Origin of the sequence: Runella salmonicolor, assembly GCF_024158025.1 — a bacterium.
GTDB classification, from domain to species: Bacteria; Bacteroidota; Bacteroidia; order Cytophagales; family Spirosomataceae; genus Runella; species Runella salmonicolor.
In genome coordinates this window covers 86512-113332 of record NZ_JAMZEL010000002.1, presented here as the reverse complement: position 1 = coordinate 113332, position 26821 = coordinate 86512, and the positions used below count along the sequence as shown (strand labels likewise).

The window sequence follows — 26821 nt, the reverse complement described above, 5'->3', positions numbered from 1 at the left end:
GAGTCACCCTTTAGCACCTTTGCTCCTCCCCGCCTCTGCGTGAAAATGAAAGTCGACATTAGTCCAAAAAAAAGGTGTCGGCTCTAAAGAACCGACACCCAACAGAAGAAAAATGATAACTCCTAGTAACGATACAAATCAGACTTGAACGGTCCTTCCACGGTTACCCCGATGTAAGAAGCCTGCTCTTCATCCAAGGTCTCAAGCTGAGCACCGATGTGAGCCAAGTGGAGTTTCGCCACTTTTTCGTCCAAGTGTTTTGGTAAGATGTATACTTGCTTGTCGTATTTACCGGGGTTGGTGTACAGTTCAATCTGCGCCAAAGTTTGGTTACAGAAAGAGTTTGACATCACAAACGACGGGTGGCCCATGGCGCAACCTAGGTTCACCAAACGACCTTCGGCCAATACGATGATTTCTTTGCCGTCGATTTCGTACAAATCCACCTGAGGTTTGATTTGAATCTTGGTCTGTCCGTAGTTGGCATTCAACCAAGCCATGTCGATTTCGTTGTCGAAGTGGCCGATGTTACACACCACGGCTTTGTCGCGCATGGTTTTGAAGTGGCGTGGCTTGATGATGTTGATGTTACCCGTAGCAGTTACAAAGATGTTGGCGCGCGGAGCGGCTTCGTCCATTGTTACAACCTCAAATCCGTCCATTGCCGCCTGCAACGCGCAGATTGGGTCAATTTCGGTCACCAATACGCGGCAACCTGCTCCGCGAAGCGATTCAGCCGAGCCTTTACCTACGTCGCCGTAACCTGCCACCACGGCTACTTTACCCGCCAACATCAAGTCAGTAGCGCGACGGATAGCGTCTACCAATGACTCTTTGCAACCATATTTATTGTCGAACTTCGATTTTGTCACCGAGTCGTTTACGTTGATGGCTGGCAAATACAAGGTGCCGTTTTTCATACGCTCATACAAACGGTGAACGCCCGTGGTTGTTTCTTCCGACAAACCGCCGATTCCGGCGATCAATTCAGGATAGTTGTCAAACACCATGTTGGTCAAGTCACCACCGTCGTCCAAAATCATGGTGAGGGGATGGCGCTCTTCGCCAAAGAACAAGGTTTGCTCGATACACCAGTCAAATTCTTCGGCGGTCATGCCTTTCCACGCGTAGACCGAAATACCAGCGGCGGCGATAGCAGCGGCGGCATGGTCTTGGGTAGAGAAGATATTACAAGATGACCAGGTTACTTCCGCACCCAAAGCCGTGAGGGTTTCAATCAAAACGGCCGTTTGGATGGTCATGTGCAAACATCCAGCGATGCGTGCACCTTTCAACGGCTTTGATTCGCCATATTCTACGCGAAGGGCCATCAAGCCGGGCATTTCGGCTTCGGCCAAACGAATTTCTTTCCGGCCCCACTCGGCCAAGGTAATGTCTTTTACTTTGTACGGTACGTACGTTCCAGTTGCTGTTGACATGTGATTTATTTGGGATTTCTAATTTTCGATTTCTTAATGCTAATTTCCGACTTCTTATCTTGGGATTCAGATAAAAATCTCACAAAATTAACCGATAAATGAATGTGAATGCTACTTTGGAAGTGGATAAAACAGGGGGTAATTCTAAAAAAAGATATTTTTTGGCATAATTACCCCTAAAAGCCCCCGTTAATTAGACATTTAGTGGAGAATATAAAAATTAGAAAGATATTTTATCTATTTTAGGTTTTGCCATTGTTGGTGTTTTTTCACCAACAATTCGTAGCAGGGAAAAAGGGTTGGCGGAGAAAACTCCGCCAACGGCAGCAGGATGGTTTTTCTACGTTTTCCGTTTCTTTTTCTTTGCCGAAGGGAAAAGCACATTGTTCAGAATAAGCCGATACCCCGGGGAGTGCGGGTGGAGATTGAGGTCGGTGGGCATCCGGTGAAAACCACGCTGCCCTTCGGGGTCGTGGCCGCCGTAGAAAGTAAACTGTCCTCGGCCTAACTCACCGTAAATATAGCGGTCGGAGGATTTGCTTTGCCCCATCACCAACGCACTTGACTTAACGGTTTTCTTGTTGAAGGCGGTTGTTTGTCCCATAAACTCCCGAATCAGTGTTTCGTGGTTTTGGACGAGCATGGCAGGAATCACATCCCATTTGGCCGAAAAATCAAACAATGAAAAAAAGCTGTTGCTTTCGTCGTTCCATCCTTGGCCAGAAGAAGAATTGATGCTAGAAAATGACATCCCTCCGCGGTATTCGTCGTCACCAAGCTCCAATTTAAAATCTTCAAAGGCCAATGTTTTGCTAAAATCAAGTTTAGATTGCGCATTAGGGTCGATGCCATCCCCGTCAAAAATGGACGGTACGATGTCAACCCCCTCGGCCGCCAGGGCCACGTCCAGCGACTCCGCCCCTGAGCACATGGCAAACAAATACCCGCCGCCCGCACAAAAGCCCTTGATGGTACGGGCTACGTCGAGCTTGAGCTGGGAAACTTTCTTATAGCCGAATTTCTTAGCGATATTTTCCTGCGCCTGTAAATCTTCAAGGCTCATCCGGCGGCGATTGCGGCCAAATTGCCCCGTAAAATCTTCGTGGTGGAGGTGCAGCCAATCATATTTGGCCAAATCGCCTTTCATAATTTCTTCATCGTACACAATCTCAAACGGGATTTCGGCGTATTTGAGCACCAGCAAAACGGCGTCGGTATCCTCAAACGAGGCCCGCCCCACTTTGATGGGACTATACACCACGATTTTGGCGGCCTTGTGGAGCTTTACGGCATCCATGTTTACGTCGGGACTGGTAATGTAGGTCATCATCGAATTGACCGTGGCGTCGGAGATGACCTCATAGGATACCCCCCGCAAACGGCATTCTTTTTCCACCGCTGAGGAATATTTAATCAAAAAACTACCACCCCGGTAATTGAGCAACCAATCCACCTCTAAATCTTCTTTCAATACCCAATAGGCAACGCCGTACGCTTTTAGGTGGTTGGATTGCTTGTCGTCCATCGGAATGAGGACCGCGTTGGCTAGGCTTTTGGTGGCCGTCGCCAGAAGCAAAAAGAACAGATACCAAGTTTTCATATCGTCCGTGAGAGTTAACAGGTTTGTGGACTGGTCGTGTGGGGACTGTAAACGAAATGGTTAACGGGAATTGGGCCTTACAGAAACAGTGTACTGAGAAGGAACAACGGTGTGCATTTATGCCGCCTCAGTACCCGAAATTTCCTTAACAAAAATAGCAGAAAATTTTATTTTTTCAAGGAAGAAAAGGATTATACTTTTTCTGAAAATTAATTTAAAATGTCAGAATGACAAAAAGGCAAAAACGCTGGCAGTGAAGCAAATAGGCAGTAGAGATGCTCACGAGAGTTCCTTGCCTCAACGTGTGGCGGGCAAAGAAGAAAACAGACAACAATTATTGACGGAGACAACTACCCAAAAAGGGAAAAGAAGAAGCTAAATTTTGGCGGTGTTGTCACCGCCAAAAAGGGAAAGCTATAACAATTGCAAATTTTCAGGGTCAAAAGGCAGAAAATCAACGCCCATGTAAATATCAGCCATTGGAATTTCGATGTCCAATGAATGCAGCGGAATCATCCCTTCTAAGTCTGTATAAGCCCGGTATTCCCACGTATTCAATTCATTTTTATAGAATACTTCCACAAAAGGCAAGCTTTGGTCAATCAAGACATATTCCCTAAAGGACTCCATCATGCGGTAACGCATAAATTTACCCCCACGGTCGTAGGCCCTGGTTTCTTCCGACAGTACCTCAACAATCAACACGGGATTATTGGCCGCATTTTTAAGTTCCTCAAAAAAAGAAACCCTCCCGCACACCACAGACACATCTGGGTACACATATTTATTGCGCGACGTGGCCACGCGCAAATCGCTGTTGTACGCGAAACAACGTTTACCTAAAAGTGCATTTCCTAAGCTACGTCCTGCATTATTGGCAATCAGACTATGCGTAGGGGTTCCGCCGGCCATTGCATACACCTCGCCATCGTGGTATTCGTATTTTGTATCGGTTTCCTTTTCTAGCGCTAGGTACTCTTCAATACTTAAACGCTGCTGATATTCGGGCTGTCCCATAGTACTTTATGATTTCTTACCGTAAAAGTACAAAAAAAACCGATGGCTCTTTCGGTTTGAACAAACCGAAAGAGCCATCGCAAATCTCAAAACAAATCCCCTCTAACGCTCTACTTTGCGCCGGGTGGGCAATGCTCTTTTAAAAATTTAGTAAAAAGCGTATTTAAGTGGCGCGAAGTACCCTCACCTTCGTAAATACCATGCGAACGGTTGGGATAGGGCATAAATTGGAACTGTTTGTTGTACTTTATCAACTCATTGACCAATTTTTCGGCATTCTGATAATGCACGTTGTCATCGCCCGTACCGTGAATATACAAGAGATTTTGGGTAGGGCGTAGGTTCTTGGCATGGCTGAGTGGCGACCCACTAACAAAATCCTCCCGATTTTCCTGCGGAATTCCCATGTACCGTTCTTGATAAATATTGTCATAACTCAATTGATCAGCCACTGCTGCTACGGCAATGCCCGTTTTGAACAGGTCAGGGTATTGAAACAATAGGTTGAGGGTCGAAGAACCTCCCCCGCTCCAACCATGCACTGCTACGCGGCTGGTATCGATGAAGGCATTTTGCGCAAATAAGGTTTTGGCACCCATCGCCAAATCACGAATGTTAACGATGCCAATTTTACGGTAAATGGCTTTACGCCAAGCCCGTCCCTTCGGAGAAGGCGTACCACGGTTGTCGACGGAAGCATAAATGTAGCCATCTTTGGCCATATCTCCGATGTAAAGACCATTGCGGCCCGTGCCCCAACGGTCCATGACGGTAGAGCTAGCGGGTTCTCCGTAAACCGAGAATACAATCGGGTATTTTTTTGTCGGGTCAAAATTATCTGGCTTCACCATCCATCCGTCCAACTCCGTACCATCTTCGGTTTTTATCCGAAAGAATTCCACTTTTTTCTTAGCCGACGTTTGCGCGGCCAATTTTGCCGTAATATCATCACTCTCCTTCAGGGCTTTGTGGTCCGGAAGGCGCAACCACTCGTTCATGGGAGCCGTATTGGCATTGGAGAAAGAATGAGACGCCCACGCGCCGTTGGGCGAAATATCGTAGCGATGAGACCCCACCTGACTTGCAGGTGACATCCGTTCTGCTTTCCCACTTCCGTCCAATCTTACCCGAAACAGGTAGGTTTGGGTAGCGTTATCAGGCGACGCCATGAAGTACGCATAATTGTTTTTCTCATCAATTCGCACAATTCCAATCACATCGTAGCCGCCCACCGTGAGGCACTTTTCTGTTTTACCATCACGCGACACGCGGTAGAGGTGACGCCAGCCGTCTTTTTCACTCATCCACAAAAACTCTTTCCCACCGTTTAGCCAATCCCAACCCGCGGGGCTGTCGGCCCATGAGTAGCTGCTTTTGGTTTCGACCCAAGCATCGTCACTGTCGGCATAAAACTCGGTAGTGCGGCCCGTTTTTACGTCGGCATAGAGGCATTTTGCTTGATTCTGCTTCCGGTTGAGCTGTTCCAACACCAGTTCGTTGGCGCTGGCCCATTCCATGCGAGGAATGTACGTATTGCCCGGGTCGCCGGGGGTACTCATCCACTTAGTAGCACCACCGCTCGCACTCACCACGCCAATTTTATACGGAGAGGGGCGCTCTCCCACTTTCGGATATTCTACAGGCACATTGAAAGCGTAGGTAGAATCTGTATTATTAATCATCAGAAAATTACGAATCTTGGTAGCATCAATCTGCCAATAGGCTATGTTTCGGCTGTCTGGACTCCAACGGAAACCATCGCGGCAGTCAAATTCTTCTTCGTACACCCAGTCAAAGGTTCCGTTGATGAGGCGCGTGGTACCATCTTTGGTCAGCGGGGTGATTTTTCCCGTTGCGAGGTCTTCGGCAAAAATATTACGTTCGCTTACATAGGCTACCTTCTTGCCGTCGGGGGAGAATTTGGCAAACATCAAAGAAGAAACGGGACGTCCTTTCCCCACTTGGGTCAGGGTATTTTTGTCCAAATCCAACACCCAATAATCGCCCCGCGTGTCGTAGCGCCACACACGCGCGGTGTTGGTATAAATCAATGCTTTACGACCATCTTCCGAAAACTCGTAGCTCCGAACGGTCAAGGGTTCACTTTTCCCCGCAGGGGTCAACTGCTTAGCAGAAATCAACACCGTTTTTTGCAAATCGGGCAATGAATACTGGACAATTTCCTTGTTTTCAATACGGCGATAACCGTTGCCGTCTTCGGTCCACTGAACACCTCGGTTAAATTGCGCCCGCAGCGAAAGTTGTACAAGAAGAAAAAGTAGTAAGAAATGGATGCGTTTCATTCCAAAGGGTTTATTGATTTGTTGATAGAAAAATGATAAACGTAGGGGCAGGCTTCCCCTACGGGTTACGGTATTTAGCCATTGCGGCTTTTATTTTTGCAACTCGGTTCTCAGGACTTGGGTGGGTACTCTGAAATTCAGCGGGGCGATTCGGCCCACCTGCGGCGGCCAAAATTTCCATCACCTCCACCATAGCTTCGGGATTTCGGCCCGTTTGTATCATGTACTTTACGCCAAAATCATCCGATTCCAGCTCATCGTCACGACCGTATTTTAGGTTCATCAGGTTGGCTACGTATTGCGCAATGTAGGCACTGCCATTGGGAGAGTTGGGGTCGGATAAAGCCACCGATGCCGCCCCTGCCAATCCACCTACTAGCTCTTGCTTGGCCATTTGCTGCGCCGAATGTCGGCCTACCACGTGCCCAATTTCGTGACCAAGTACGCCTGCCAGTTGGTCTTCGGTTTTGAGGCGCTTCAACAGGCCCATCGTAATAAAAATCTGCCCTCCCGGAACGGCAAACGCATTGACCGTTTCGGCATCAGCTAAGACATGAAAATCAAATTGGTAAGGGCCGTCTTTTACTTCGGTATTCTGCACAATCCCCTGCCCCACTTTCTTTACCAGCGCCTGTACTTGTTCATCCTGATACAAGCCTCCAAATTCGGCAGCCATTTGCGGTGCGCTTTGAAGACCCAGCGTAATTTCTTCCTGAGGGGTAAGGCTTACCCGTTGCGTTTTGCCAGTAATTGGATTTACCTGCGACTTGTTAAAGTAACCAAACAATGCAACCACGGCCATGATTAGTCCAATCAGTAGCCTTCCACCAATACGAGAACGTCCCATTGTGTTAAAGTTTAAAGTTGAATAGTGTAGCCTTTGTTATAAAGGCATGTATTCGATAAGCGATAAAAAAATCATACCTGACTTTAATCGCTCTGTATTTTTTGTAAAAAGTCTATGATTAAATGAGCAACCCCGCCAAGGTTGCCGACATATAAGACGCTAAAGTTCCGCAAATAAGTGCTTTAAAGCCCAAACGTGCTAAATCCGAACGACGCGTCGGGGCCAATTCGCTGATACCACCCACCTGAATAGCAATCGAACTGAAATTGGCAAAACCACACAAGGCAAAGCTCGTAATGGCGATTGTTTTGGCATCTAGGGTATCTTTGATGTGTACCAAATCCAAGTACGCTACAAACTCGTTGATTACCATCTTGGTCCCCATCAAGGCCCCCGCTACTTCCACATCTTTGGAAGGCACGCCCATGGCCCAGGCAAATACCGAGAAAACTTTTCCGAGCAAAAAGTTAAGGCTCAACGTAGGAAAAGCAAAAAGGCCCCCTGCTTTCCCCAACAGAAAATCGACCAAGCCAATCAGGGCAATAAATCCAATTAACATAGCAATCACGTTAAAGCCCACTTTGAGTCCTTCGCTGGCTCCCGCTGCGATGGCATCCAACAGGTTGGCGTGCGCTTTTTTAATTTCTAGTTTCACCACTCCCTTCGTTTCGGAAGTTTCGGTTTCGGGAAACACAATTTTAGCAATCACCAACGCCCCCGGCGCCGCCATCAAACTCGCCGCAATCAGGTACGACGCAGGCACGCCCAACTTAATATAGGTAGCCATTACCCCACCTGCAATACAGGCAAAACTTCCCGTCATGGAAGCGAGCAGCTCGGAGTTGGTCATGCCTTTGAGGTAAGGCTTAATCATGATTTGGGCCTCTACTTGCCCCACAAACGCCGATGCCACGTTTGACAAGGCCTCGGCTCCACTTACGCCCATCAGCCATTTCATCAACTTAGCCAACACCGCCACGACTCGCTGCATGAGACCAATATGGTACAAAATATTAACGAGAACGGCCACAAAAATAATGGTTGGAACAATGCTGAAGAAAAAGATAAAATCGTTGCCTGCTCCGAAGGCCTTATTAAGTACGGAAGGTTTTACCAATGGACTAAACACAAACTCGGCACCGCGATCCGAAAAACCCAAAACTTTCTGAACACCCTTGCCTAGCCAATCGAACATTGTTTGTCCAATGGTGGTTTTAAGAATAAAGACGGCTAGTCCGAATTGAAGCGCCAGTCCTACACCAACGGTGCGGTAGTTAATCGCTTTGCGGTTGTTGGAGAGCGCGTAGGCAATACCTAAAATTAATACAATCCCAATAAGTCCAGTGAAACGTTCCATGAAGTGTGTCAGTAATATCTCTAAAGTGTAGGTTAGTTTTGGTTAAATCAAGTGGGTAAAGATAGGAATGACGTTTTATTTTTCGGTAATTATATCCTCATTTTACAAAAAATAAAGTCATTTACCCTCCGTTCAATTTTGTTTCCACTCAGATTCCCCCCTATATTTGACGGCAATATTGGGACTAAACACACCCACCATGTCAAAAAACTTAGTTATAGTTGAGTCACCGGCCAAGGCCAAAACCATCGAAGGATACCTCGGAGCAGATTTCACGGTCAAATCCAGTTTTGGCCACGTTCGCGATCTACCCGACAAAGATTTAGGGGTAGATGTTAAAAACGGATACGAACCTGCCTACGAAGTTTCTGCCGATAAAACAAAGGTTATCAATGAGTTAAAGAAGCTAGCAAAGTCTTCCGACGAGGTTTGGCTTGCAACTGACGATGACCGCGAAGGAGAAGCCATTTCGTGGCATTTGAAAGAAGCACTCGGCTTACCAAAAGATACAAAACGGATTGTTTTTCGGGAAATTACCAAAACAGCCCTGCAAAAGGCCATCCAAAATCCACGCCTTATCGACATGGATTTGGTCAATGCCCAACAGGCTCGCCGCGTACTTGACCGGCTTGTGGGCTATGAATTATCCCCAGTTTTATGGCGAAAAATAAAAATAGGCAACAGCAGCGCGCTGTCGGCGGGACGGGTGCAGTCCGTAGCGGTGCGCCTCATTGTTGACCGGGAGCGGGAAGTGGAAGCCCACGAGTCCAAATCCTCCTTTAAAGTCGTTGCCAAGTTTATTCTGGAAGGTGGAAAAGTCCTCGAAGCCGAGCTGCCCAAGAACTTCGAAACGGAAGCACAAGCCCGAACATTTTTAGAAAAATGCAAAGGCGCTACCTTTAAAATCAAAAATCTGGAAGTAAAACCTGGTAAAAAATCACCCGCACCGCCATTCACCACTTCTACTTTACAACAGGAGGCTTCGCGTAAATTGAGCTTTTCGGTATCGCAAACGATGACCGTGGCCCAAAAACTCTACGAAGCGGGTAAGATTTCATACATGCGTACCGACTCCACCAATCTATCGGAGGAGGCATTGCAAAAAGCAACCGACCAAATCAACAGCGAATACGGCGAAAAATACCACCAAAAACGCGTATTCAAAACCAAATCCGAATCGGCTCAGGAGGCCCACGAAGCCATCCGTCCGACCAACTTTGGGGAACTGAAAGCCAGCAGTGACCGCAATGAGCAACGCCTGTACGAATTAATCTGGAAACGCTCTATTGCCTCCCAAATGGCCGATGCGCAGCTCGAACGCACCATTGCCACCATTACCATTTCAACCACCAGCGAAGAATTGGTAGCCCAAGGTGAAGTCATTAAGTTTGACGGGTTTTTGAAAGTATACCTAGAATCTAAAGACGACGAGGAAGAAGACACCAAAGGAATGTTGCCTCCGCTCAACATTGGGCAAATCCTGAATTTGGATTTTCTGAAAGCAACGGAGAAATTTTCGCGCCCCAAACCCCGCTACACGGAAGCAAGTTTGGTGAAGCAACTGGAAGAAATGGGCATCGGACGTCCTTCTACCTATGCACCCACCCTCTCGACCATTATCAAGCGTGAATACGTGGTCAAGCAGGATAAAAAAGGGCAAGAACGGGATTATAAAGAACTGATACTAAAACAAAACGAACTAAAAGAGTCGGTTGGAAAAGAAAATTACGGCGCCGAAAAAGCAAAGTTATTTCCGACCAACACGGGCATGGTGGTGAACGACTTTTTGGTCGAACTGTTTCCCAACGTCGTTGATTTCTCTTTTACGGCCAACGTGGAGAAAGAGTTTGACGAAATTGCCGAAGGAAAACTACCTTGGCAACAAATGATTGATGGTTTTTACCAAGGATTTCACCAGAAAATCGGTGAAGTAGAAGGTTCAAAAGTACTCAAAAGAGCCGAAGCCCGTGAGCTAGGACTTGACCCCAAATCTGGGAAACCGATTTTTGCCAAGATTGGCAAATTCGGCCCGTACGTCCAAATCGGCGAAGCAACCGAAGACGCTAAACCCCAATACGCCAACCTCAAAAAAGGCCAACTCGTAGAAACCATTACCCTCGAAGAAGCCATTGAGCTGTTTTCGCTGCCCCGTGAAGTAGGGTTCTTTGAAGACAAACCGATGGTGGTAGGCGTGGGTAAATACGGGCCGTACGTTAAGCACGACGACAAATTTTACTCTCTCGACCGCGGTGACGACCCCTATACCATCGAAGCCGAGGCGTGCATTGCCGCCATCCGCCTCAAACGCGGCGACTTGGCTGGCGAAGGCGAAGGACTGGGATTTTTGGAAGAGAAACCCATCACCACGGGTATGGGCAAGTATGGGCCGTTTATCAAGCACGACGACAAGTATTATTCCCTCCCCAAGGGCATGAGCTTGCAACGCGTGACGCGGGAAGAAGCCCTCGAAATCATTCAGAAAAAACGGGAAGCCGAAAGCAACAAGGTCATTCGGGAATTTGCTGAAAACACCACCGTTAAAGTATTGCGTGGACCGTACGGCCCTTACGTAGCGGTTGGAAAACGAAATATCAAAATCCCGAAAGACACCGATCCCGCCGCCCTTACGCTGGAAGATTGTTTGAAACTAGCGGGAGGATAGTTTTTTTTAGGAGTCAGTGTTCAGAAGAGAGAACGCAACAATGAGTAGTTTATAAGTGGTAAATTGCTTTAGTTATTTACCGATTGTACTTATTTTCACTGCTTTCTACTCACTTCTCACTCCTACAAAACATGGACCAACGCATTATTAATCTCTTTGACGAGTATACACACAAGCCCCTCAAACGGGACGACTTTTTCAAGCGATTGACCCAACTCACTGGAAGCACGGCCGCAGCAATGGCCGTGCTTCCTTTGTTAGAAATCAATTATGCACACGCCTCCACCGTCAAACCCAACGACGAGCGTTTGACCATCGAAAACATTACCTACGAAGGAGATGGCACGCAAATGAAAGGCTATTTGGCGCGGCCAGCGGCCCCTGGCAATTACCCTGCGGTGGTGGTCATTCACGAAAATCGGGGCATTAACCCCCACATTGAAGATGTAACCCGCCGCGTGGCTTTGGCGGGCTTTATCGCCCTTGCGCCCGACGCCCTTTCTCCGTTTGGCGGCACACCTACCGATGCCGAGCAGATTCGCACGTATTTCGGACAGCTTGACGCCAAGAAAAACCTCAATAATTATATCAAAGCCTTTGATTATCTCAAGTCTCGCAAAGACTGTACGGGCAAAACAGGTTGCGTAGGGTTTTGCTGGGGTGGTGCGATGGCTAACCAACTGGCCGTAAACGTCCCTTCTCTCAACGCTGCCGTCGCTTATTACGGACGGCAAGCTGATGCCGCCGATGTACCTAAAATCAAAGCAAAACTGATGCTCCATTATGGTGCATTGGATGAGCGCGTCAACGCGGGAATTCCCGTCTACGAAGAAGCCCTCAAAAAAGCAGGTATCAAGTATGAACTGTATGTGTACGAAGGTGCGCAACACGCTTTCAACAACGACTCTGCCCCTACGCGCTACAACGAGGCCGTTGCAAAACTGGCATGGGAAAGAACCATTGGCCTCTTTAAGAAGGAATTAGGCAGTTAATTACTCCCCAACCCGTAAACAAAAAGCCCTTCCAATGACTTGGAAGGGCTTTTTTTATGGTGTGGATATATATCAAAAAAGCTATTCTATTTGCTTCCTCCGCGACGACCGCCGCCCGTGGCACCACCGCCAGCCGGCTGTCCTCCAGCGCTATCGCCTGAGTTATCACCGCCCTGTTTGGTATCGTCGTTGTTAACACTTTTCTTACGTTGGAAGAAATTACCGTCAAACGACATTTTACCAAAACGCTTACGGAAGGTAAGACGGAAACCACGGTTGTACATCAAGTTGACCTGCTCTTGGCTAAAGATATTTCCAGGAGTCGTGCTGTTGAGGTTGCTGCGTTGGCTGAATGCATTTTGCAAGAAGTTCTCCGCACCAAAACCTAAGCTGGCTTGTTGCTTCTTAAACTCTTTCAGAATGTTTAGACTGTATCCCATAAAACCACCACGGGTACCTTGCAACTGAATATCGCGTGCCCGACCAAAAGCATACATCTGAGCGCTCCAATCTTTGCCTAGCTGGTACTGAATCTGACCAAAGAGGTTATAAGTCCAGTTTTGGTTTTTAACCCCCAATGAAGGACTGTTCAACGTGATATAACGTACATCGACGTTTCCGTTGATGGTCATTCCTTTTACTGGTTTTACCATCGCAAATACGTTCAAACCATACGCACGGTTGCTGCCGATGTTTTGGAAAGTGGAGAGAAGCGTGTTATCATTTACTATCACACTTCCAACGTTTACCCCTTGCTGACTGGTCAATTGGTCAAACAATGCCTGTCCACCACGGTAACGCACGCTTTCAATCGAGCCCTCGGTCATACGGGTATAAGCCGAGAAATTAAGCGTTGTTGTTTTGATAAACGTACTCAGGTTAACTTCAAAGTTGTTGGTGTACTCAGGGTTAAGGTTCGGATTTCCGAAAGAAACGTTGAACGGATCACTCTGCGAAACGTTGGGGTTCAAGAACTGAATTGACGGACGCTGAATCCGGCGGTTGTAGCTGAAACGAATCGTTTTGTTTCCTTTCAGGCTTTTTGAAATCGTAATGCTCGGAACCAACGTTGCAAAGTTTGGCAATTCTACCGCTGGAGCATCTTGGTATTTGGCACCCAATTGCGTGTACTCATAGCGCAAGCCCGGTTTGAAACCCCACTTGTTGGTCGTTTGAAACAGGAATGAAAGATAACCCGCAAACACGTTTTGGTCATAGCTAAAAATATTGGTTCTCTGCGGATTAGGCGTATAAATGCCCCGGCCCGTGCTGTCATAATTGAAACGAAAATCACTTTCGATATGACGTAAAATCATTTTAGCTCCCGTTTCAATTTGGGCATATTTACTGATTGGATCTTGATAATCAACCTGTAAGGTGCGCTCCTTAGTTAAGCTTTTGTTGGGGTTACTTTCACGGTAAAACAATTCACCCTCCGTTGAGCCACGGTACTGGTCACGGGTATAGCTGTTGTCACCCGCATTTTGACTCAACTGCGCTAGGATGCTAAATTCCTTATTTTCTTTTTCGAACTTGCGGGTATAATCCAAGTTTACGTCAAGGTTGTTACCGATGTTTTTGGTATCAATCTTATTGGCAAATGTTGGATTAACGGTCGTACCAAAAAAGCTGTATGACTGCTGTGTATTGTCCAAGTTAAACGCCCGGCGGCTGTTGCGAACACTCAGTGTCACATTGTCCTTTGCAGTAGGTGAATAGTCGAGACTCAACTGCACATTTCCAAATCCACCCAATTGTTGACCATTGTTTTCTTGACGGGTTCTGACTACGTCACCATTGGCCAATTGACGACTGATATTGATATAGCCACCCGTTGGCGGGTACATCATACGTCCACCCGCGTTGACCGATACCCCCAACTTTTTAGTTCTCAGGTTTACGTTTCCGAACAAATTGCTCGACCGATTTCCGCCTGCAATATCAACCGAGCCTGTAATGCCCTGAAGCGTATTTTTCTTGGTAATGATATTTATGATACCCGCCGAGCCTTCTGCGTCGTATTTTGCCGAAGGTGAAGTGATTACTTCAACGGTTTTAATCTGGTCGGATGGAATCATTTTCAAGGCATCAGCCACACTGTTGGCAACGATAGTAGAAGGTTTGCCGTTAATCAATACACGGATGTTTTCACTACCGCGCATCGACACGTTTCCGTCCAAATCCACCGAAAGAAGGGGCACTTTGCGAAGCACATCACCCGCATCACCTCCTGAGTTTGAAATGTCTTTTTCGGCATTGTATACCAAGCGGTCCACTTTATCTTCGATGATGGCTTTTTCTCCCGTTACGGTCACTTCCGCCAGGGTACGCACATCGGGGGGAAGATTAAGATTCCCCAAATTTTGTTCTTTACTGCCTTTTCCAATCGTTAATTTGGCAATTTCGAAGTTTCTGTAACCAATAAAACTGGCCACAAACTTAAAATCTCCATCGGGTACTCCTTTTAATAAGAATGCCCCTTTAAGGTCTGTCACCGAACCGTCGACCGGTCTACCTGTCTTAATATCAAAAAGGGCAACGGTTGCGTATTCAACTGGTTTACCAGAAGCAGAATCGACGATGAATCCTGATACCCGCCCGTTTCCTTTGGGAAGGTCAGGCATAGCCTGCTGTTGTTGTTGGCCCATTCCGCCCGGACCACGGTCACCACCGCGACCACCCCCACCAAAGCCCCCGCCTCCGGGAAACTGCGCCTGAGAAGTGAAAGTAATCCCTAAAACGGCTGTTAAAATGTAAAATACTTTTTTCATTATAAATTGATTATGATAATTTGTCTACTACTTAAGACAATTTTAAGTATACAAATGTTACTCCTAAAGCGTTAGAAAGCACATAAAAACGACCAACTGTAAGGTCTAAACGACTAAATAGGGGAAAAACATAGACGAACGAAATCAGTCAAAGAGGGGCCAATTGACCCCAAAACCAAGCGACCGCCCCACAACGGGGTAAAAGGGAGTAGAGAAATACCCACGTATCAGTGCGCCCTGATAATTTCCTTGCGCGGCATTGGCCATTTTTACAAACAATCTGACCCGATTGATGCGGGCATTAAGGAAGACTTCTGTGTAGACCACACCTTCAGTTTTGAGGCGGTTTTGAAGGTAAAACTGCTGGGTCAGGGGCATGTAGGCATCGGCATAATAGGCCGACTTATAATGGATTTCTCCCCCTACCTGTAGAAAAAGAACTTTGGCATAAACAAAATCAAAAGTAGCCCGAAAGTTGGCAAAAAAGCGCGGAATACGCAAAATGTCATTGTTTGACACCAATGTATAGTAAGTCTGGGTCAAAAATTGAAATTTGCCCGGACGCCATTCGGCTTCACCTCCTACGCGCACCACACTAAACGCACTGGTGTATTGACGCGCCACGGCTGCGGTATCATAATAAAAATAGTTGTTGATTAAATGATAATCCAGCCGAGGACTCAATCGAAGTTGCTTTGTGTTGACGTTTATTTGGCCGTAGATGTTGTTTGAATTGACCAATCGGTTGGAGTTTGTCCAACGCAGGTGATTAGCATCGTACAATTGCTGTACAAAAGTAGGCGACGTAAACGTCGAAAGATAACCTACCTTAAACCATTTACTTACTACTTCTCCTTTGATTTTAAAATCACGACCCAACAGATATTCAAATTCGGCCGTGGCGCGTTGTGTGCTGTCTTTGAGGTAATAAGCAAGCCATAATCCCACAAAATTTTCAAATCGGCTGAGTCGATATGTCCCCGTTGTGCTGTCGCTTTTGGTATAAGCACCGTTCATATTGGCAATGCGCTGACGGTAATGAGCACGGTAATTAAACCCCTGAAAACGTCCTTTGATGCCAAATTTGTTTTCAAACAATCGAAACTTTACTTCCTGCCGGGTTTGCGTAGAATCGTAGTAATAATTATTGTAAAACCCGTACAAACGAGCATTGGTCAGGTCAGTATCGGAGAAAACATCAATACTGCGTTTGTAATCAAACACATGATACACCTGAAAACCCTGCGCCAAGACATACTGCTGGTAGGTATGCCAATTGTTGCGCCGCTCCCATGATTGCGCCGTCCGAAACGTAGCCGAAGGGTTATCGTATTCAATGCCCCGGTCGGTTTTGAAGTTAAGGCTGTCGGGCGACATCCCGCCTTGTTCGTACACGTGGTGATTCAGGTGGTTGAATTGCCCCAAAAAAGTGTATTTTTCATCCTTTGAGCGGTAATTTCCGTGAAAAACAAACCCCCAATTCTGGGCTAAATTCGTTTGGGAATCACTCTGCCCACTGGTTCCGAATTGTTTATTGGTGGTAAAACGCTGAACGTTCATTCCCAAATTTAAACGGGGAGAGAGGTTTTGGCTGTGGTCGAAACGAAGGATATTTTGCCCGCCGCCGCCCAACGTCAGGTAGAGGTTGGTATACGGAGATTTAGTGTCGTAGTATTTTACGTCGTTGATTTGGTAGGCATAGGGGGAATAAGCATCATAACCAAATTGAGTACCAAGCTGCTCGATGGGGCGAAAGAATACATTCCGCGAAGCCGTTCCAAAATTGCCCAAATCTACCAACTGAAAATCAGCACGTTGTACAAAGTTATAGCGATGAAAATCATCGTAGGATGTATCAATTTGATAGAGGGTTTTGTGGTTATTAAAAATATCCTCTTCCAAAAAATAACGCGCGGTACGGGGGCCATAAATCACCTTGGTAGAATCATCAATTTTGACCTGCCCCCCCTGCCCCAAGCCGCCCTGCTGACCTGAGCCTAAAGAGCCGCCCGTCGGCATCCTGATTTGGCCGTAACCCGCTACGGAGAAAAACCCGCAAAAAACAATGTATAACCACTTTTTCACGCCACAAAGTTAGTATAAGTTTTTAGTCTACCGTTCATCGTAGACCCTGAATTGCCCTTTATTTCACGCCCACTTTTTTATTTTATGCTGACTTTCAAGCAATTACATCAAACACTTTGACAAGAATTAACGATATTTAACCTTTTGAGTATTCGGTTAGGGTTTGTCATTCAAAGCATGTTAATTTTGTTGTAACCATTACTGAAGAGTCAAATGTCCAGATATTCCTTTACGTATCAGCAAGAAATAGGTCATCAGGGCCAAAGCCTGGTGCCCCATTTTCCGGGTGGTTTATCGGGAGTAACGATTGGTCCCGGCTATGACATGGGAAGCCGTACGCCCATGGAGATTTACGAAGACTTAACCAAAGCGGGCATTCATCCGCAAACCGCACAGGCGTTTATGGATGCAGCATCCAAAACGGGCGACGACGCCCAAGCTTGGGTCAATGAACACCGCCACGAGCTTTACATTACGGAAGAGCAACAACAGGCACTGTTTGACCATGTGCTCGTAGATGAATACGAACGCCGGCTGCGGTCGCAACTGGCCCAGTTTGCCGATGAAAGTGACACCGTAACGCATGACATGATTTCGTGGGAGAATTTATCTGAAAAGCAAAAACACATTCTGTTTGACTTTGCCTACAACCCCGGTCTAAGCAAGTTTCCTACCCTGACCGAGGCGGTATTGCGGGAAGATTGGGATACCGTAGCTCAGTCGTTTGAGCGTTTTTCGGGTGGAGAACCCTTGTCCTACCGTAACGATACATTCTATGCCACTTTTCTCGACCCCAACGCCCCGCCCATTGAAGCTGGCTCGGAAATTGCCGAAGTGATTGACGCGATTGAATTGCCTGAAAATGAGTCTATTGAAGTCGTAGAAACCATCTGGAGCAACGACCTTTACTCCGAAACGCCCATCATTGAAGAACACCCTTCCATTCCTCACGCGCTACCCGATACGCATTTGGAAAACTCCCTCAACGAGCAGGATTGGGATGTTTAATTCTATAAATCATTCATAAATGCACCGAAAAGCCGCACCCCTGACAAAGAGATGCGGCTTTGGTTTTTCTTCAAACAAATCGTAGGCCTATTTATTCGCCCAAGGGCTTAACCATAATATCTTTATAATAAACTATGCTTTTGGGGTCGTGGCCTTGCAACGCAAAAGTTCCACTGCTGATTTTACGACCACCATCTTTCACCTTCGTTGCTACCTCCTCAGGTTCTACGTAATCCACCACGGTTTTGTCGTTGATTTTGATGGTAATGTGCTTGCCCTGCACAATGATGTGCTCGGTGTACCACACGTTATCGTCCACAAAAACATCTTTTACATCCTGAACTCCGTAGAGGCTTCCCGTTCTGCGCCAGTCGGTATGTGAGTTATTTACCTGCACTTCGTAGCCTTTTGAAGGCCAACCGCCTTCTTGGTATTGGGTATGAAAATAGATTCCAGAGTTAGAACCTGGGGTAGTCATTACCTGGGCTTTAAATTCAAAATTCTTAAAGTTATGCTCTCCCACTTTGCCATCATAAAAAATATGCGCCCGGGGGCCTGCCACCTTGAGGGTACCGTTTTCAAGACTAAACGTAGAAGCATTCTCCCCGACTTTCCAACCGTCCATTGATTTTCCGTCAAAAATAGTAATCCAACCGTCTTTCTTCTTCTTCTGAGCAAAACTTACACTTACGGCCATTAAGAGCATCAGTGTTCCGAAATACAAAACTTTTTTCATGATTCTTCAATGATTAAGGTTTAAAATAACATAAGGATACACCCGCCTAATTACTACTTTTGATTGGAGTCGTTTTTCTGCCAAAATCCATAAAAAAGGGGCCGAAGCCCCTCTCTCTTTTTATCGTATCGGTTATAACTACCGAATAAGCTGAATCCATCCTTTGGTTGTAACAGGCTCACTTTCACGGGCCAGCGTCTTAAAACTCACTTTAGCCTGATAGAAATACGTTCCAGTGGGCAGTTCCTGTCCGTCGGTTGTTTTTCCATCCCAATTGAGGGCGGGGGTATTGGTTTCAAACACTTTTACTCCCCAACGATTGTAGACCACAAACGTAATCGATTCCACAAAAATGGAGCAGGTAAGCGGGATGAATAAATCATTCTTGCCGTCGCCGTTGGGCGTAAAGACATTGGGTACCCGAAAATCCTCACAGTTATTATTACAAACTACGTTGCTGCGGGTACTTTCTGACCCAAAACGTGAAATGGCCGTCACGTAATAACAACCCGCGTAAGAATCCAACCCATTGTGCTTGAAGGTGGTTACGGGCACGGTCGTTTGCCCTACGCGCTTGAAGTCATCTTCGGGATAACGCGCAAAGTACACATTATAGCTTGCCACCGCCGCGCAAGGTTGATTGGCCGAATTGGTAGCGGGAGAAGTCCAGTTGAGGGTGTTACTGACGGTTTCGGGGCAAGGCCCGCCCGAAACAGTTGCACAATCCAATACATCCAATTTTAACTCTGGAGGACAAGGCTTGGTACTATCGGATGGCACGCCACAGGCAATTTGGGAGAAATTGAACAATTGCCCGACCCGAATCCGTGGACTGTCGTAAGTTCCGACGGTCTCGACGCGATAACAGTAAGTGGAATCAGTCGATAACTTCTTGGATACATCTCCATCGGCCAAAAAGCGGTCAGTTCCGTCGTCGATGTAGGTAAAGGTATTAGGCCCTTGCACCGATACTTCAGCAATCAGGTTAAACGTACCTGGGCGCTCGCGGTTTTCACGGTACACGCGGTGCCGCTGGTTTTCGTTCCGCCAAGGCACAATCGCTTGCCAATTGAGGCGCAATCCTTGCGAGGCTGGCGACACATCCAACCGCACGCTGCTGGCGGGCTCGGTCGTTCCTAAGCTGGTCAAAGTACCATTGAGTGTATGAAAAAACTCCAACCGATAGCGGTAGCCGTTGAGGGAAGTATTTAAACCTCGATCTACATAAATCGTATCAGCATTGGGTTGGAGGGTCGTGTTGATGGTTGCGATAACGGTATAATTCGTTCCATTCAGCCCCGTTGCCCGAGAAAGACGGTATTGGTATGGCCCAGGCACATCACCGGGAGCAAACGGAGGCCGTGTCCATTTCACGGTGATTACTCCGCGCGTGGTGCTTGTCGTATCAACGGTTACATTGGTCAATACTGGAATTTGAGCGGGCAAGTCCAAACAAGTTTCGTCCGAAAGCGGGCTGTTTCCTCCCTGCGGCAAGGCATAAACGACCCGAATCCGGTAACTGTATTGAACTCCTCCCCGACGAAGCCCCATTCCATTGTTGTCATCCGTAAAAGTTGTAGTAGCCGCTGGTACACGACCGATTTCGGTATAACCCAGCGCCAACGGGTCGCCAGGATTGGTACAGGCACTAAACGTACCACCCGTACAACCTTCTTTGCGGTAAATGGCAATTTGTGCGCCGGGCAATTGACACAGATAAGACGTCCAAGTCAAGGTAAAGCCAGGAACTGCCCCCGTCGAAACCCGCGCCGCAAGCCCAGTGGGTTTGGGAGCTACCACCCGAATCGAAAACGACTCCAGCGAGGCCAATTGCAGGCTCATCCTACCGGGTAAATCTTCTACTTTAAAGACAACATCGTAAGGAGCCTCCCTCACATGGTTACAGTTGGTCAGCCAACGGAAAGTACCTATCGCAGGCGAACTCAGTGGCGTGGTAGGCGACGGCGTAAACGTAGCGAACGCAGGGGCTACTAGGAATTGGCTCGCATCTGTAATGGGTTTTCCATCAGGGTTTACGTTAAAGACCCCGCCATAAGCAGAAAGCACCATTCGGTTGTTATCGGGGTCGGTTGCCCGCACGGTTTGGGTCACGGTTTGGCCTGCTTCTACGCAAGTGTTGGCAATCGGGTCGAGCAGCGGCCTTCGGTTGGGGCTGTCGCCCACCACAATCTGCATGTCCCGTACTACCTCCCCAATTTTAACGCCGTCACGCCATTCTTCAATGATAAAGGCCACGTTATAAATACCCGCAACGGCGGGTGCATCCCAACATAAATCGCCGGTGATGGGGTTAATGGTGAAAGTAGCAGGCCCGTTTTTTAATTCATTTTGAGCGTCAGGATTCAATCCTAAGGCAGGGTCACGATAGCCATCTGCCACTCGGTTGATACACGTCCCCGGTTCGCCACGTTTGGGGGTCGAAAGTCGATACGCCAAGCTGTCGCCATCGGCATCAAATGCCGCAGGATTGTGGCAGAATTTCTGTCCGATGCGCGCCGAATCCAAGGGAGGGTTGAGCATCACAGGCGTTTTGTTCAAACCCAATGAGGCATTAATCACCAAAATCGTTTCTACGTAAAAAGGGACATTGACAGAATTGGTCAAATTGACCACCCCGTCATTACGGTTTTCTATCCCCACCGAAATAACATAAACACCCGGCGAAGAAAAAGTAAAATTAGCCTTGAAGGTATTGGCCGAAGTCGAGTTGGTGATGGCTTGTCTGCCAGTTCGCATCGCCAATAACGTTGAACCTACCCCCCCTACAAACGGACGGATACAAAAGGTTACATCGTTTTGCCCGTCACTGGCCATCCGTCCCCCAATTTCGTCGTGGTAGGTGGTAAGCAAAATTTCGTAGGTTAAATCTTTGTCGGTTAATCTTTTGGCCGTGATTTCACCTGCGCGAACGTGGGTAGCGTAAGAATAGTATGTGCTGAAGGCGCACAAAAGAAAAAGTAGAGAACGTAGAGTCAAATGCCTCATCGGTAGTAAAATATAAAATGGGGTCAAAAATACCTTGTAGTTAGGTCGTCGCATATTATCAATTAAAAAACGAAATATTTGCTCAAATGGTGTAAAAATTATTTGTTTTTAAAAGTAGAGGCATTTTTCTGATTCGTTTTTCAGTTTTTTATCAAACAAAAAATCTACACACAAGGTTAAAAAAACAAGCTTTAAATATCACTCGTTATTTAGCAAAAAAAGTTACACTTTAGATTGTTTCTAAATTGATTGAGACCTACTTTTGACCGCTGAAAACAGTATAATTTATCGTTTTAATTTAACATTTTTTGATATGTCTTGGCTTACCCAAACACTGACAAGCTCCATTGGCAAAAAATTAGTCATGGCGTTGACTGGCTTGTTTTTGTGCTCTTTTTTAATTGTCCACATGAGTGGGAACCTGCAATTATTCAAACAGGACGATGGCTTGGCTTTTAACGTCTACGCCGTTTTTATGACCACCAATCCGCTCATCAAAACCATCTCGTACGGTTTATACGCTCTGATTTTATTGCACGCCTTTGAAGGCTTGTATCTTGCGTACCAAAACCGTCTGGCACGCGGAGCCCAACGCTACGTAGCCTACGACGGAAAAGCCAACAGCTCGTTTTTTTCGCGTAACATGGCCGTTTTAGGAACAGTTTTGTTGGTATTTATCGTGGTACACATGTCCAACTTCTGGTTTGAATATAAGTTTGGATATGTTCCCTACACCAAATACGAACAAAATCTGGTAACGGGCGAAGTAACCGCAACGCCTTACGAAGGGGAAATCAAGAACAAACTGGAAGAATTTGTCCGTGAAGAAAGCAACACTCGCGTCGTAATCGTTAAGGATTTGTACCGTAGCGTGTTGGAAGGCTTCAAAAACCCCATCGTGGTTTTCTTCTACGTTCTTTCCATGTTTGCGGTATCTTTCCACTTGGTGCACGGCTTCAAAAGTGCATTCCAGACTTTGGGTATCAACCACATCAAGTACAATTCTCTGCTTACCTTTTTAGGGGTGGGAGTATTCGGAATCATCATCCCGATTGGCTTTGCTTTGATGCCTTTGTATTTTTTCTTTAAAAGTATGTAAATGAAGGGGTTTGGGTTATGGTGTATTTAGCCCAACGCCTCGCTAACGATTAACAATTCACAATTCACTTTTATATGGCAACCTCACCCAAATTGAACGCCAAAATCCCCGACGGGCCGTTGGAAACCAAGTGGACAAAATACCGTTCCACCGTTCCGCTCGTCAACCCGGCTAACAAGCGAAAACTGGAAATTATCGTAGTAGGAACGGGTCTTGCAGGTGCTTCGGCAGCTGCTACTCTGGCCGAGCTGGGGTATTCAGTAAAAGCTTTTTGTTTTCAGGATTCAGCCCGTCGTGCGCACTCTATTGCAGCACAGGGTGGAATCAATGCCGCTAAAAATTACCAAAACGACGGTGACTCAACCTACCGTTTATTTTATGATACGATTAAAGGAGGCGACTACCGCGCCCGCGAAAGCAATGTGTACCGTTTGGCAGAAGTGTCGGCGGGTATCATTGACCAATGCGTAGCGCAGGGGGTTCCTTTTGCCCGTGAATACGGCGGTTTGCTTTCAAACCGTTCTTTTGGAGGAACGCAGGTGCAGCGTACATTCTACGCCGCAGGACAAACCGGACAGCAGTTGTTGTTGGGCGCTTATTCTGGCCTTCAGCGTCAGGTGGGTTTGGGCGCTGTTAAAATGTACACCCGTCATGAAATGCTCGACGTGGTGGTGATTGACGGCAAATGCCGTGGAATCATTGCCCGTAACTTGGTGACTGGCGAAATCGAACGTCATTCTGCTCATGCAGTACTCCTTTGCAGCGGTGGATACGGAAACGTTTTTTACCTTTCGACCAACGCAATGGGTTCCAACGTTACGGCAGCTTGGAAAGCCCACAAAAAAGGGGCGTTTTTCGGTAACCCTTGCTTTACACAAATTCACCCTACCTGTATTCCAGTTTCTGGCGACCATCAGTCTAAACTGACGCTCATGTCGGAGTCGCTGCGGAATGACGGACGGATTTGGGTTCCTAAAAAACAAAATGACACGCGTCCTGCCAATCAGATTCCTGAAGAAGAGCGCGATTATTACCTTGAGCGTCGTTATCCTGCCTTCGGAAACCTCGTGCCCCGTGACATTGCCTCCCGTGCCGCCAAAGAGCGTTGCGATGCAGGTTATGGGGTAGGAACTTCCAAAATGGCGGTTTATCTTGATTACGCCGCGGCCATCGAGCGTTACGGCAAAGGGGAAGTAAACAAACTTAACCTTCATGACGCCACTCCCGAAAAAATCACAGAACTCGGCAAAGCCGTAGTAAAAGAAAAATACGGTAACCTGTTTGACATGTACAAGCAGATTACGGGCGAAGACCCCTACGAAGTACCGATGCGGATTTATCCCGCAGTACACTACACCATGGGTGGTCTTTGGGTAGATTATAACTTGATGACGACGGTACCAGGTCTGTACGCCCTTGGAGAAGCCAACTTCTCCGACCATGGTGCCAACCGCCTCGGAGCCAGTGCGTTGATGCAGGGCTTGGCCGATGGCTATTTCGTTATCCCTTATACCATTGGTTCTTATCTCGCCAACGAAATCCGCACTACACACATTTCTACTGATCAGGCAGAATTTGTAGAAGCAGAAAACAAAGTCAAAGAGCGCATTACAAAACTGCTTTCCATCAAAGGAAAAACATCTCCTGAAGTATTCCACAAGCGCCTCGGCAAAATCATGTGGGATAAATGCGGAATGGCCCGTAACGAGGCAGGTTTGAAAGAAGCCATCCAAGAAATTCAGGCGTTGAAAAAAGAGTTTTGGTCGGATGTGAAAGTAATGGGCAGTGCCGACGAATTCAACCCTGAGCTTGATAAAGCCGGCCGCGTGGCTGACTTCATCGAACTGGGCGAATTAATGTGTACCGATGCCCTCAACCGTAACGAATCATGCGGTGGTCACTTCCGTGAAGAATATCAAACCGAAGAAGGCGAAGCCCTTCGCGACGATGAAAACTACATGTTTGTATCGGCATGGGAGCACAAAGGTGAAAGCACTTGGGAGCTTCATAAAGAGGATTTGATATACGATAACATCAAAATCGCGCAGCGGAGTTACAAATAATAACCTTTGTCATGCTGAAAGGGTCTAAAAGTACAATCAATGCTATTTTTAGATGCTTTCAGGTTGACAATAATTATCCCCAAAAAAGATGTCAGCAGGAAATATGAATCTGACCCTCAAAGTGTGGCGTCAGAAAAATAAAAAAGATTCGGGTCGAATCGCGACCTATCAATTGACGGGTATCTCCCCCGACATGTCGTTCTTGGAAATGTTCGACGTACTAAACGAACAACTCATCAACGAAGGACAGGAGCCAGTTGCTTTTGACCATGACTGCCGCGAAGGTATTTGTGGGATGTGCTCAATGTACATCAACGGCCGTCCGCACGGCCCTAAAGGCGCCGTGACAACCTGTCAACTTCACATGCGTAGCTTCAACGACGGCGATACCATCGTGGTGGAGCCGTGGCGCGCCAAAGCATTCCCTGTCATTAAAGATTTAGTGGTTGACCGTTCGGCCTTTGACCGCATTCAATCGGCAGGGGGGTATATTTCGGTCAATACTGGAAATGCCCAAGATGCCAACAGTATTCCTATTCCGAAAGACCGCGCCGACGAAGCTTTTGAAGCCGCCGCTTGTATCGGTTGCGGAGCGTGCGTGGCCGCCTGCAAAAATGCCTCGGCTATGCTGTTCGTGTCGGCAAAGGTTTCTCAACTATCTCTTTTACCACAAGGCCAGCCAGAACGTAAGTTGCGCGTTGAGCGCATGGTCGCTCAAATGGATGAAGAAGGATTTGGTTCATGTACCAACACGGGTGCTTGCGCCGCTGAATGTCCGAAAGAGATTCCGCTCGAACACATTGCCCGCCTCAACCGCGAATATTTGGGCGCGAAGCTGACTTCGGAACGCGTTTAATTGCAATACAACAACCTCAATAAAGTGTCTGTCGGTTTGGGTTAGCCCATTCAAAATCGGCAGACGCTTTTTTTATGGGATTTTTCAACCATGTTATCCTATCTTTCACAACCCTACCCGCTCAATACCCTTCTGACAAGAAACTGGTTTCTGACCTCTGCGGGCACGGGTACTTTTATTGCCGTCTTTCTTATCCTTTTTCAACCCTTCGGCTCTGCTGGATGGCACGACCCCTATAAGCTGTCTATTCTAGCAGGTTACGGAGGTGTCACATTTGTCTGTTTAGCAAGCATCAGTTTAATCATTCCTCGTTTATTCAGAAATTGGACGGCGGAAAGCCAATGGACGATTGGTAGAGAAATTGTTGGAATCTTGTTTATTTTAACCTTTATCGCCGCCGGAAACCTGCTCTACAGCCAATGGATGTTCAACAATGCTTTCTCTCTGAGCGGCTTCTTTTTGTGGCTTGGCATTACAATATCCATTGGTATAATTCCTACCACGGTGCTTACCCTGCTTAACCATAGCCGACTGTTACGAAAATATACTACGGAATCGTTGAGGATAAAAAAAGACGACGAAGTTCCAGAAAAGGCCAATGTGAAGGGTTCAACCATTACCCTCATTGCCGAAAACGAGAAAGATTCACTGACGGTAGCAGTCGATGAATTGCTGTTTATAGAGTCGGCCAGCAATTATTCGGAAGTCGTATTTTGGCAAGGCCAAAGACACCAAAAAGTATTGATAAGAAGTAGCCTGAGCCGCCTTGAAGAACAAATTTCTCACGAAGATGTGATACGCTGCCATCGCTCTTTCATCGTCAATTTGGGGCAGGTTAACAAAATTTCGGGCAACGCCCAAGGCTATAAATTAGCACTTCACAACTGGGATAGTCCCCTGCCCGTGGCCCGTCGATATACCGACTTGGTTGCCAACTATTTCAGAAAATAGCCTTGTCATTCATCCCAAAAACGGTCAAA

17 protein-coding genes are annotated in these 26821 nt (G+C 47.0%); 7 read left to right on the top strand and 10 right to left on the bottom strand.

Annotation, left to right across the window (positions count from 1 at the left end; genetic code table 11):
* Positions 1-122 precede the first annotated feature (122 nt).
* From ahcY to NCI00_RS06290, 6 genes are all read right to left on the bottom strand, one after another.
* Positions 123-1439 carry an adenosylhomocysteinase gene (ahcY, locus tag NCI00_RS06315; protein ID WP_166561167.1) on the bottom strand — a complete coding sequence of 439 codons (1317 nt, stop codon included), beginning with the start codon at positions 1437-1439 and terminating at the stop codon, positions 123-125.
* Positions 1440-1779: 340 nt separating this feature from the next.
* Positions 1780-3039 (bottom strand): asparagine synthetase B, encoded by a 1260-nt coding sequence (locus tag NCI00_RS06310; RefSeq protein WP_166559109.1) that lies wholly within the window; start codon positions 3037-3039, stop codon positions 1780-1782.
* A 414-nt stretch (positions 3040-3453) separates the two neighbouring features.
* Complete coding sequence (locus NCI00_RS06305; protein ID WP_253526122.1) at positions 3454-4056, bottom strand: Uma2 family endonuclease; 603 nt, start codon at positions 4054-4056, stop codon at positions 3454-3456.
* Positions 4057-4166: 110 nt separating this feature from the next.
* On the bottom strand, positions 4167-6359 hold the full coding sequence (locus tag NCI00_RS06300; RefSeq protein ID WP_253526120.1) for a S9 family peptidase: 2193 nt from the start codon (positions 6357-6359) through the stop codon (positions 4167-4169).
* Between the two features lie 58 nt (positions 6360-6417).
* Positions 6418-7206 carry a M48 family metalloprotease gene (locus tag NCI00_RS06295; RefSeq protein ID WP_114065824.1) on the bottom strand — a complete coding sequence of 263 codons (789 nt, stop codon included), beginning with the start codon at positions 7204-7206 and terminating at the stop codon, positions 6418-6420.
* A gap of 118 nt (positions 7207-7324) precedes the next feature.
* On the bottom strand, positions 7325-8563 hold the full coding sequence (locus tag NCI00_RS06290) for a NupC/NupG family nucleoside CNT transporter (RefSeq protein ID WP_253526119.1): 1239 nt from the start codon (positions 8561-8563) through the stop codon (positions 7325-7327).
* Positions 8564-8762: 199 nt separating this feature from the next.
* Between NCI00_RS06290 and topA the strand changes: the two genes are divergently transcribed.
* Together topA and NCI00_RS06280 are read left to right on the top strand one after the other, a co-directional pair.
* Positions 8763-11225 carry a type I DNA topoisomerase gene (gene topA, locus NCI00_RS06285; RefSeq protein WP_253526118.1) on the top strand — a complete coding sequence of 821 codons (2463 nt, stop codon included), beginning with the start codon at positions 8763-8765 and terminating at the stop codon, positions 11223-11225.
* A 131-nt stretch (positions 11226-11356) separates the two neighbouring features.
* Positions 11357-12217, top strand: a complete 861-nt coding sequence (locus tag NCI00_RS06280; RefSeq protein ID WP_253526117.1) for a dienelactone hydrolase family protein — start codon at positions 11357-11359, stop codon at positions 12215-12217.
* An 86-nt stretch (positions 12218-12303) separates the two neighbouring features.
* On the opposite strand, the gene NCI00_RS06275 is transcribed toward NCI00_RS06280, so the two are convergent.
* Complete coding sequence (locus NCI00_RS06275) at positions 12304-14988, bottom strand: TonB-dependent receptor (RefSeq protein WP_253526116.1); 2685 nt, start codon at positions 14986-14988, stop codon at positions 12304-12306.
* A 144-nt stretch (positions 14989-15132) separates the two neighbouring features.
* Positions 15133-17073, bottom strand: a complete 1941-nt coding sequence (locus tag NCI00_RS06270; protein WP_253526115.1) for a putative porin — start codon at positions 17071-17073, stop codon at positions 15133-15135.
* A gap of 213 nt (positions 17074-17286) precedes the next feature.
* Here NCI00_RS06270 and NCI00_RS06265 point away from each other — a divergent pair, with 213 nt between their 5' ends.
* Entirely contained in the window at positions 17287-18081 is a 795-nt protein-coding gene (locus NCI00_RS06265; RefSeq protein ID WP_253526114.1) for a pesticin C-terminus-like muramidase, read from the top strand.
* A gap of 91 nt (positions 18082-18172) precedes the next feature.
* Here NCI00_RS06265 and NCI00_RS06260 read toward each other — a convergent pair whose 3' ends face one another.
* The gene (locus tag NCI00_RS06260) at positions 18173-18817 is read right to left on the bottom strand and encodes a 3-keto-disaccharide hydrolase (protein WP_253526113.1); all 645 of its coding nucleotides are present in this window, start codon (positions 18815-18817) and stop codon (positions 18173-18175) included.
* A gap of 138 nt (positions 18818-18955) precedes the next feature.
* Positions 18956-21823 (bottom strand): T9SS type B sorting domain-containing protein, encoded by a 2868-nt coding sequence (locus NCI00_RS06255; protein WP_374758833.1) that lies wholly within the window; start codon positions 21821-21823, stop codon positions 18956-18958.
* 313 nt (positions 21824-22136) lie between these two features.
* Between NCI00_RS06255 and NCI00_RS06250 the strand changes: the two genes are divergently transcribed.
* From NCI00_RS06250 to NCI00_RS06235, 4 genes are all read left to right on the top strand, one after another.
* Complete coding sequence (locus tag NCI00_RS06250) at positions 22137-22922, top strand: succinate dehydrogenase cytochrome b subunit (RefSeq protein ID WP_166559099.1); 786 nt, start codon at positions 22137-22139, stop codon at positions 22920-22922.
* Positions 22923-22996: 74 nt separating this feature from the next.
* Positions 22997-24985, top strand: a complete 1989-nt coding sequence (locus NCI00_RS06245; protein ID WP_253526110.1) for a fumarate reductase/succinate dehydrogenase flavoprotein subunit — start codon at positions 22997-22999, stop codon at positions 24983-24985.
* Between the two features lie 103 nt (positions 24986-25088).
* Positions 25089-25841: a succinate dehydrogenase/fumarate reductase iron-sulfur subunit gene (locus NCI00_RS06240; protein WP_253526857.1), complete on the top strand. Its 753-nt coding sequence runs from the start codon at positions 25089-25091 to the stop codon at positions 25839-25841.
* Between the two features lie 90 nt (positions 25842-25931).
* Complete coding sequence (locus NCI00_RS06235; RefSeq protein ID WP_253526109.1) at positions 25932-26792, top strand: LytR/AlgR family response regulator transcription factor; 861 nt, start codon at positions 25932-25934, stop codon at positions 26790-26792.
* Positions 26793-26821: the final 29 nt, after the last annotated feature.

Excerpts from the sequence above, each read along its gene's own strand:
- ahcY (WP_166561167.1), bottom strand. The coding sequence starts at position 1,439 with ATGTCAACAGCAACTGGAACGTACGTACCGTACAAAGTAAAAGACATT.
- NCI00_RS06310 (WP_166559109.1), bottom strand. The coding sequence starts at position 3,039 with ATGAAAACTTGGTATCTGTTCTTTTTGCTTCTGGCGACGGCCACCAAA.
- NCI00_RS06305 (WP_253526122.1), bottom strand. The coding sequence starts at position 4,056 with ATGGGACAGCCCGAATATCAGCAGCGTTTAAGTATTGAAGAGTACCTA.
- NCI00_RS06300 (WP_253526120.1), bottom strand. The coding sequence starts at position 6,359 with ATGAAACGCATCCATTTCTTACTACTTTTTCTTCTTGTACAACTTTCG.
- NCI00_RS06295 (WP_114065824.1), bottom strand. The coding sequence starts at position 7,206 with ATGGGACGTTCTCGTATTGGTGGAAGGCTACTGATTGGACTAATCATG.
- NCI00_RS06290 (WP_253526119.1), bottom strand. The coding sequence starts at position 8,563 with ATGGAACGTTTCACTGGACTTATTGGGATTGTATTAATTTTAGGTATT.
- topA (WP_253526118.1), top strand. The coding sequence starts at position 8,763 with ATGTCAAAAAACTTAGTTATAGTTGAGTCACCGGCCAAGGCCAAAACC.
- NCI00_RS06280 (WP_253526117.1), top strand. The coding sequence starts at position 11,357 with ATGGACCAACGCATTATTAATCTCTTTGACGAGTATACACACAAGCCC.
- NCI00_RS06275 (WP_253526116.1), bottom strand. The coding sequence starts at position 14,988 with ATGAAAAAAGTATTTTACATTTTAACAGCCGTTTTAGGGATTACTTTC.
- NCI00_RS06265 (WP_253526114.1), top strand. The coding sequence starts at position 17,287 with ATGTCCAGATATTCCTTTACGTATCAGCAAGAAATAGGTCATCAGGGC.
- NCI00_RS06260 (WP_253526113.1), bottom strand. The coding sequence starts at position 18,817 with ATGAAAAAAGTTTTGTATTTCGGAACACTGATGCTCTTAATGGCCGTA.
- NCI00_RS06255 (WP_374758833.1), bottom strand. The coding sequence starts at position 21,823 with ATGAGGCATTTGACTCTACGTTCTCTACTTTTTCTTTTGTGCGCCTTC.
- NCI00_RS06250 (WP_166559099.1), top strand. The coding sequence starts at position 22,137 with ATGTCTTGGCTTACCCAAACACTGACAAGCTCCATTGGCAAAAAATTA.
- NCI00_RS06245 (WP_253526110.1), top strand. The coding sequence starts at position 22,997 with ATGGCAACCTCACCCAAATTGAACGCCAAAATCCCCGACGGGCCGTTG.
- NCI00_RS06240 (WP_253526857.1), top strand. The coding sequence starts at position 25,089 with ATGAATCTGACCCTCAAAGTGTGGCGTCAGAAAAATAAAAAAGATTCG.
- NCI00_RS06235 (WP_253526109.1), top strand. The coding sequence starts at position 25,932 with ATGTTATCCTATCTTTCACAACCCTACCCGCTCAATACCCTTCTGACA.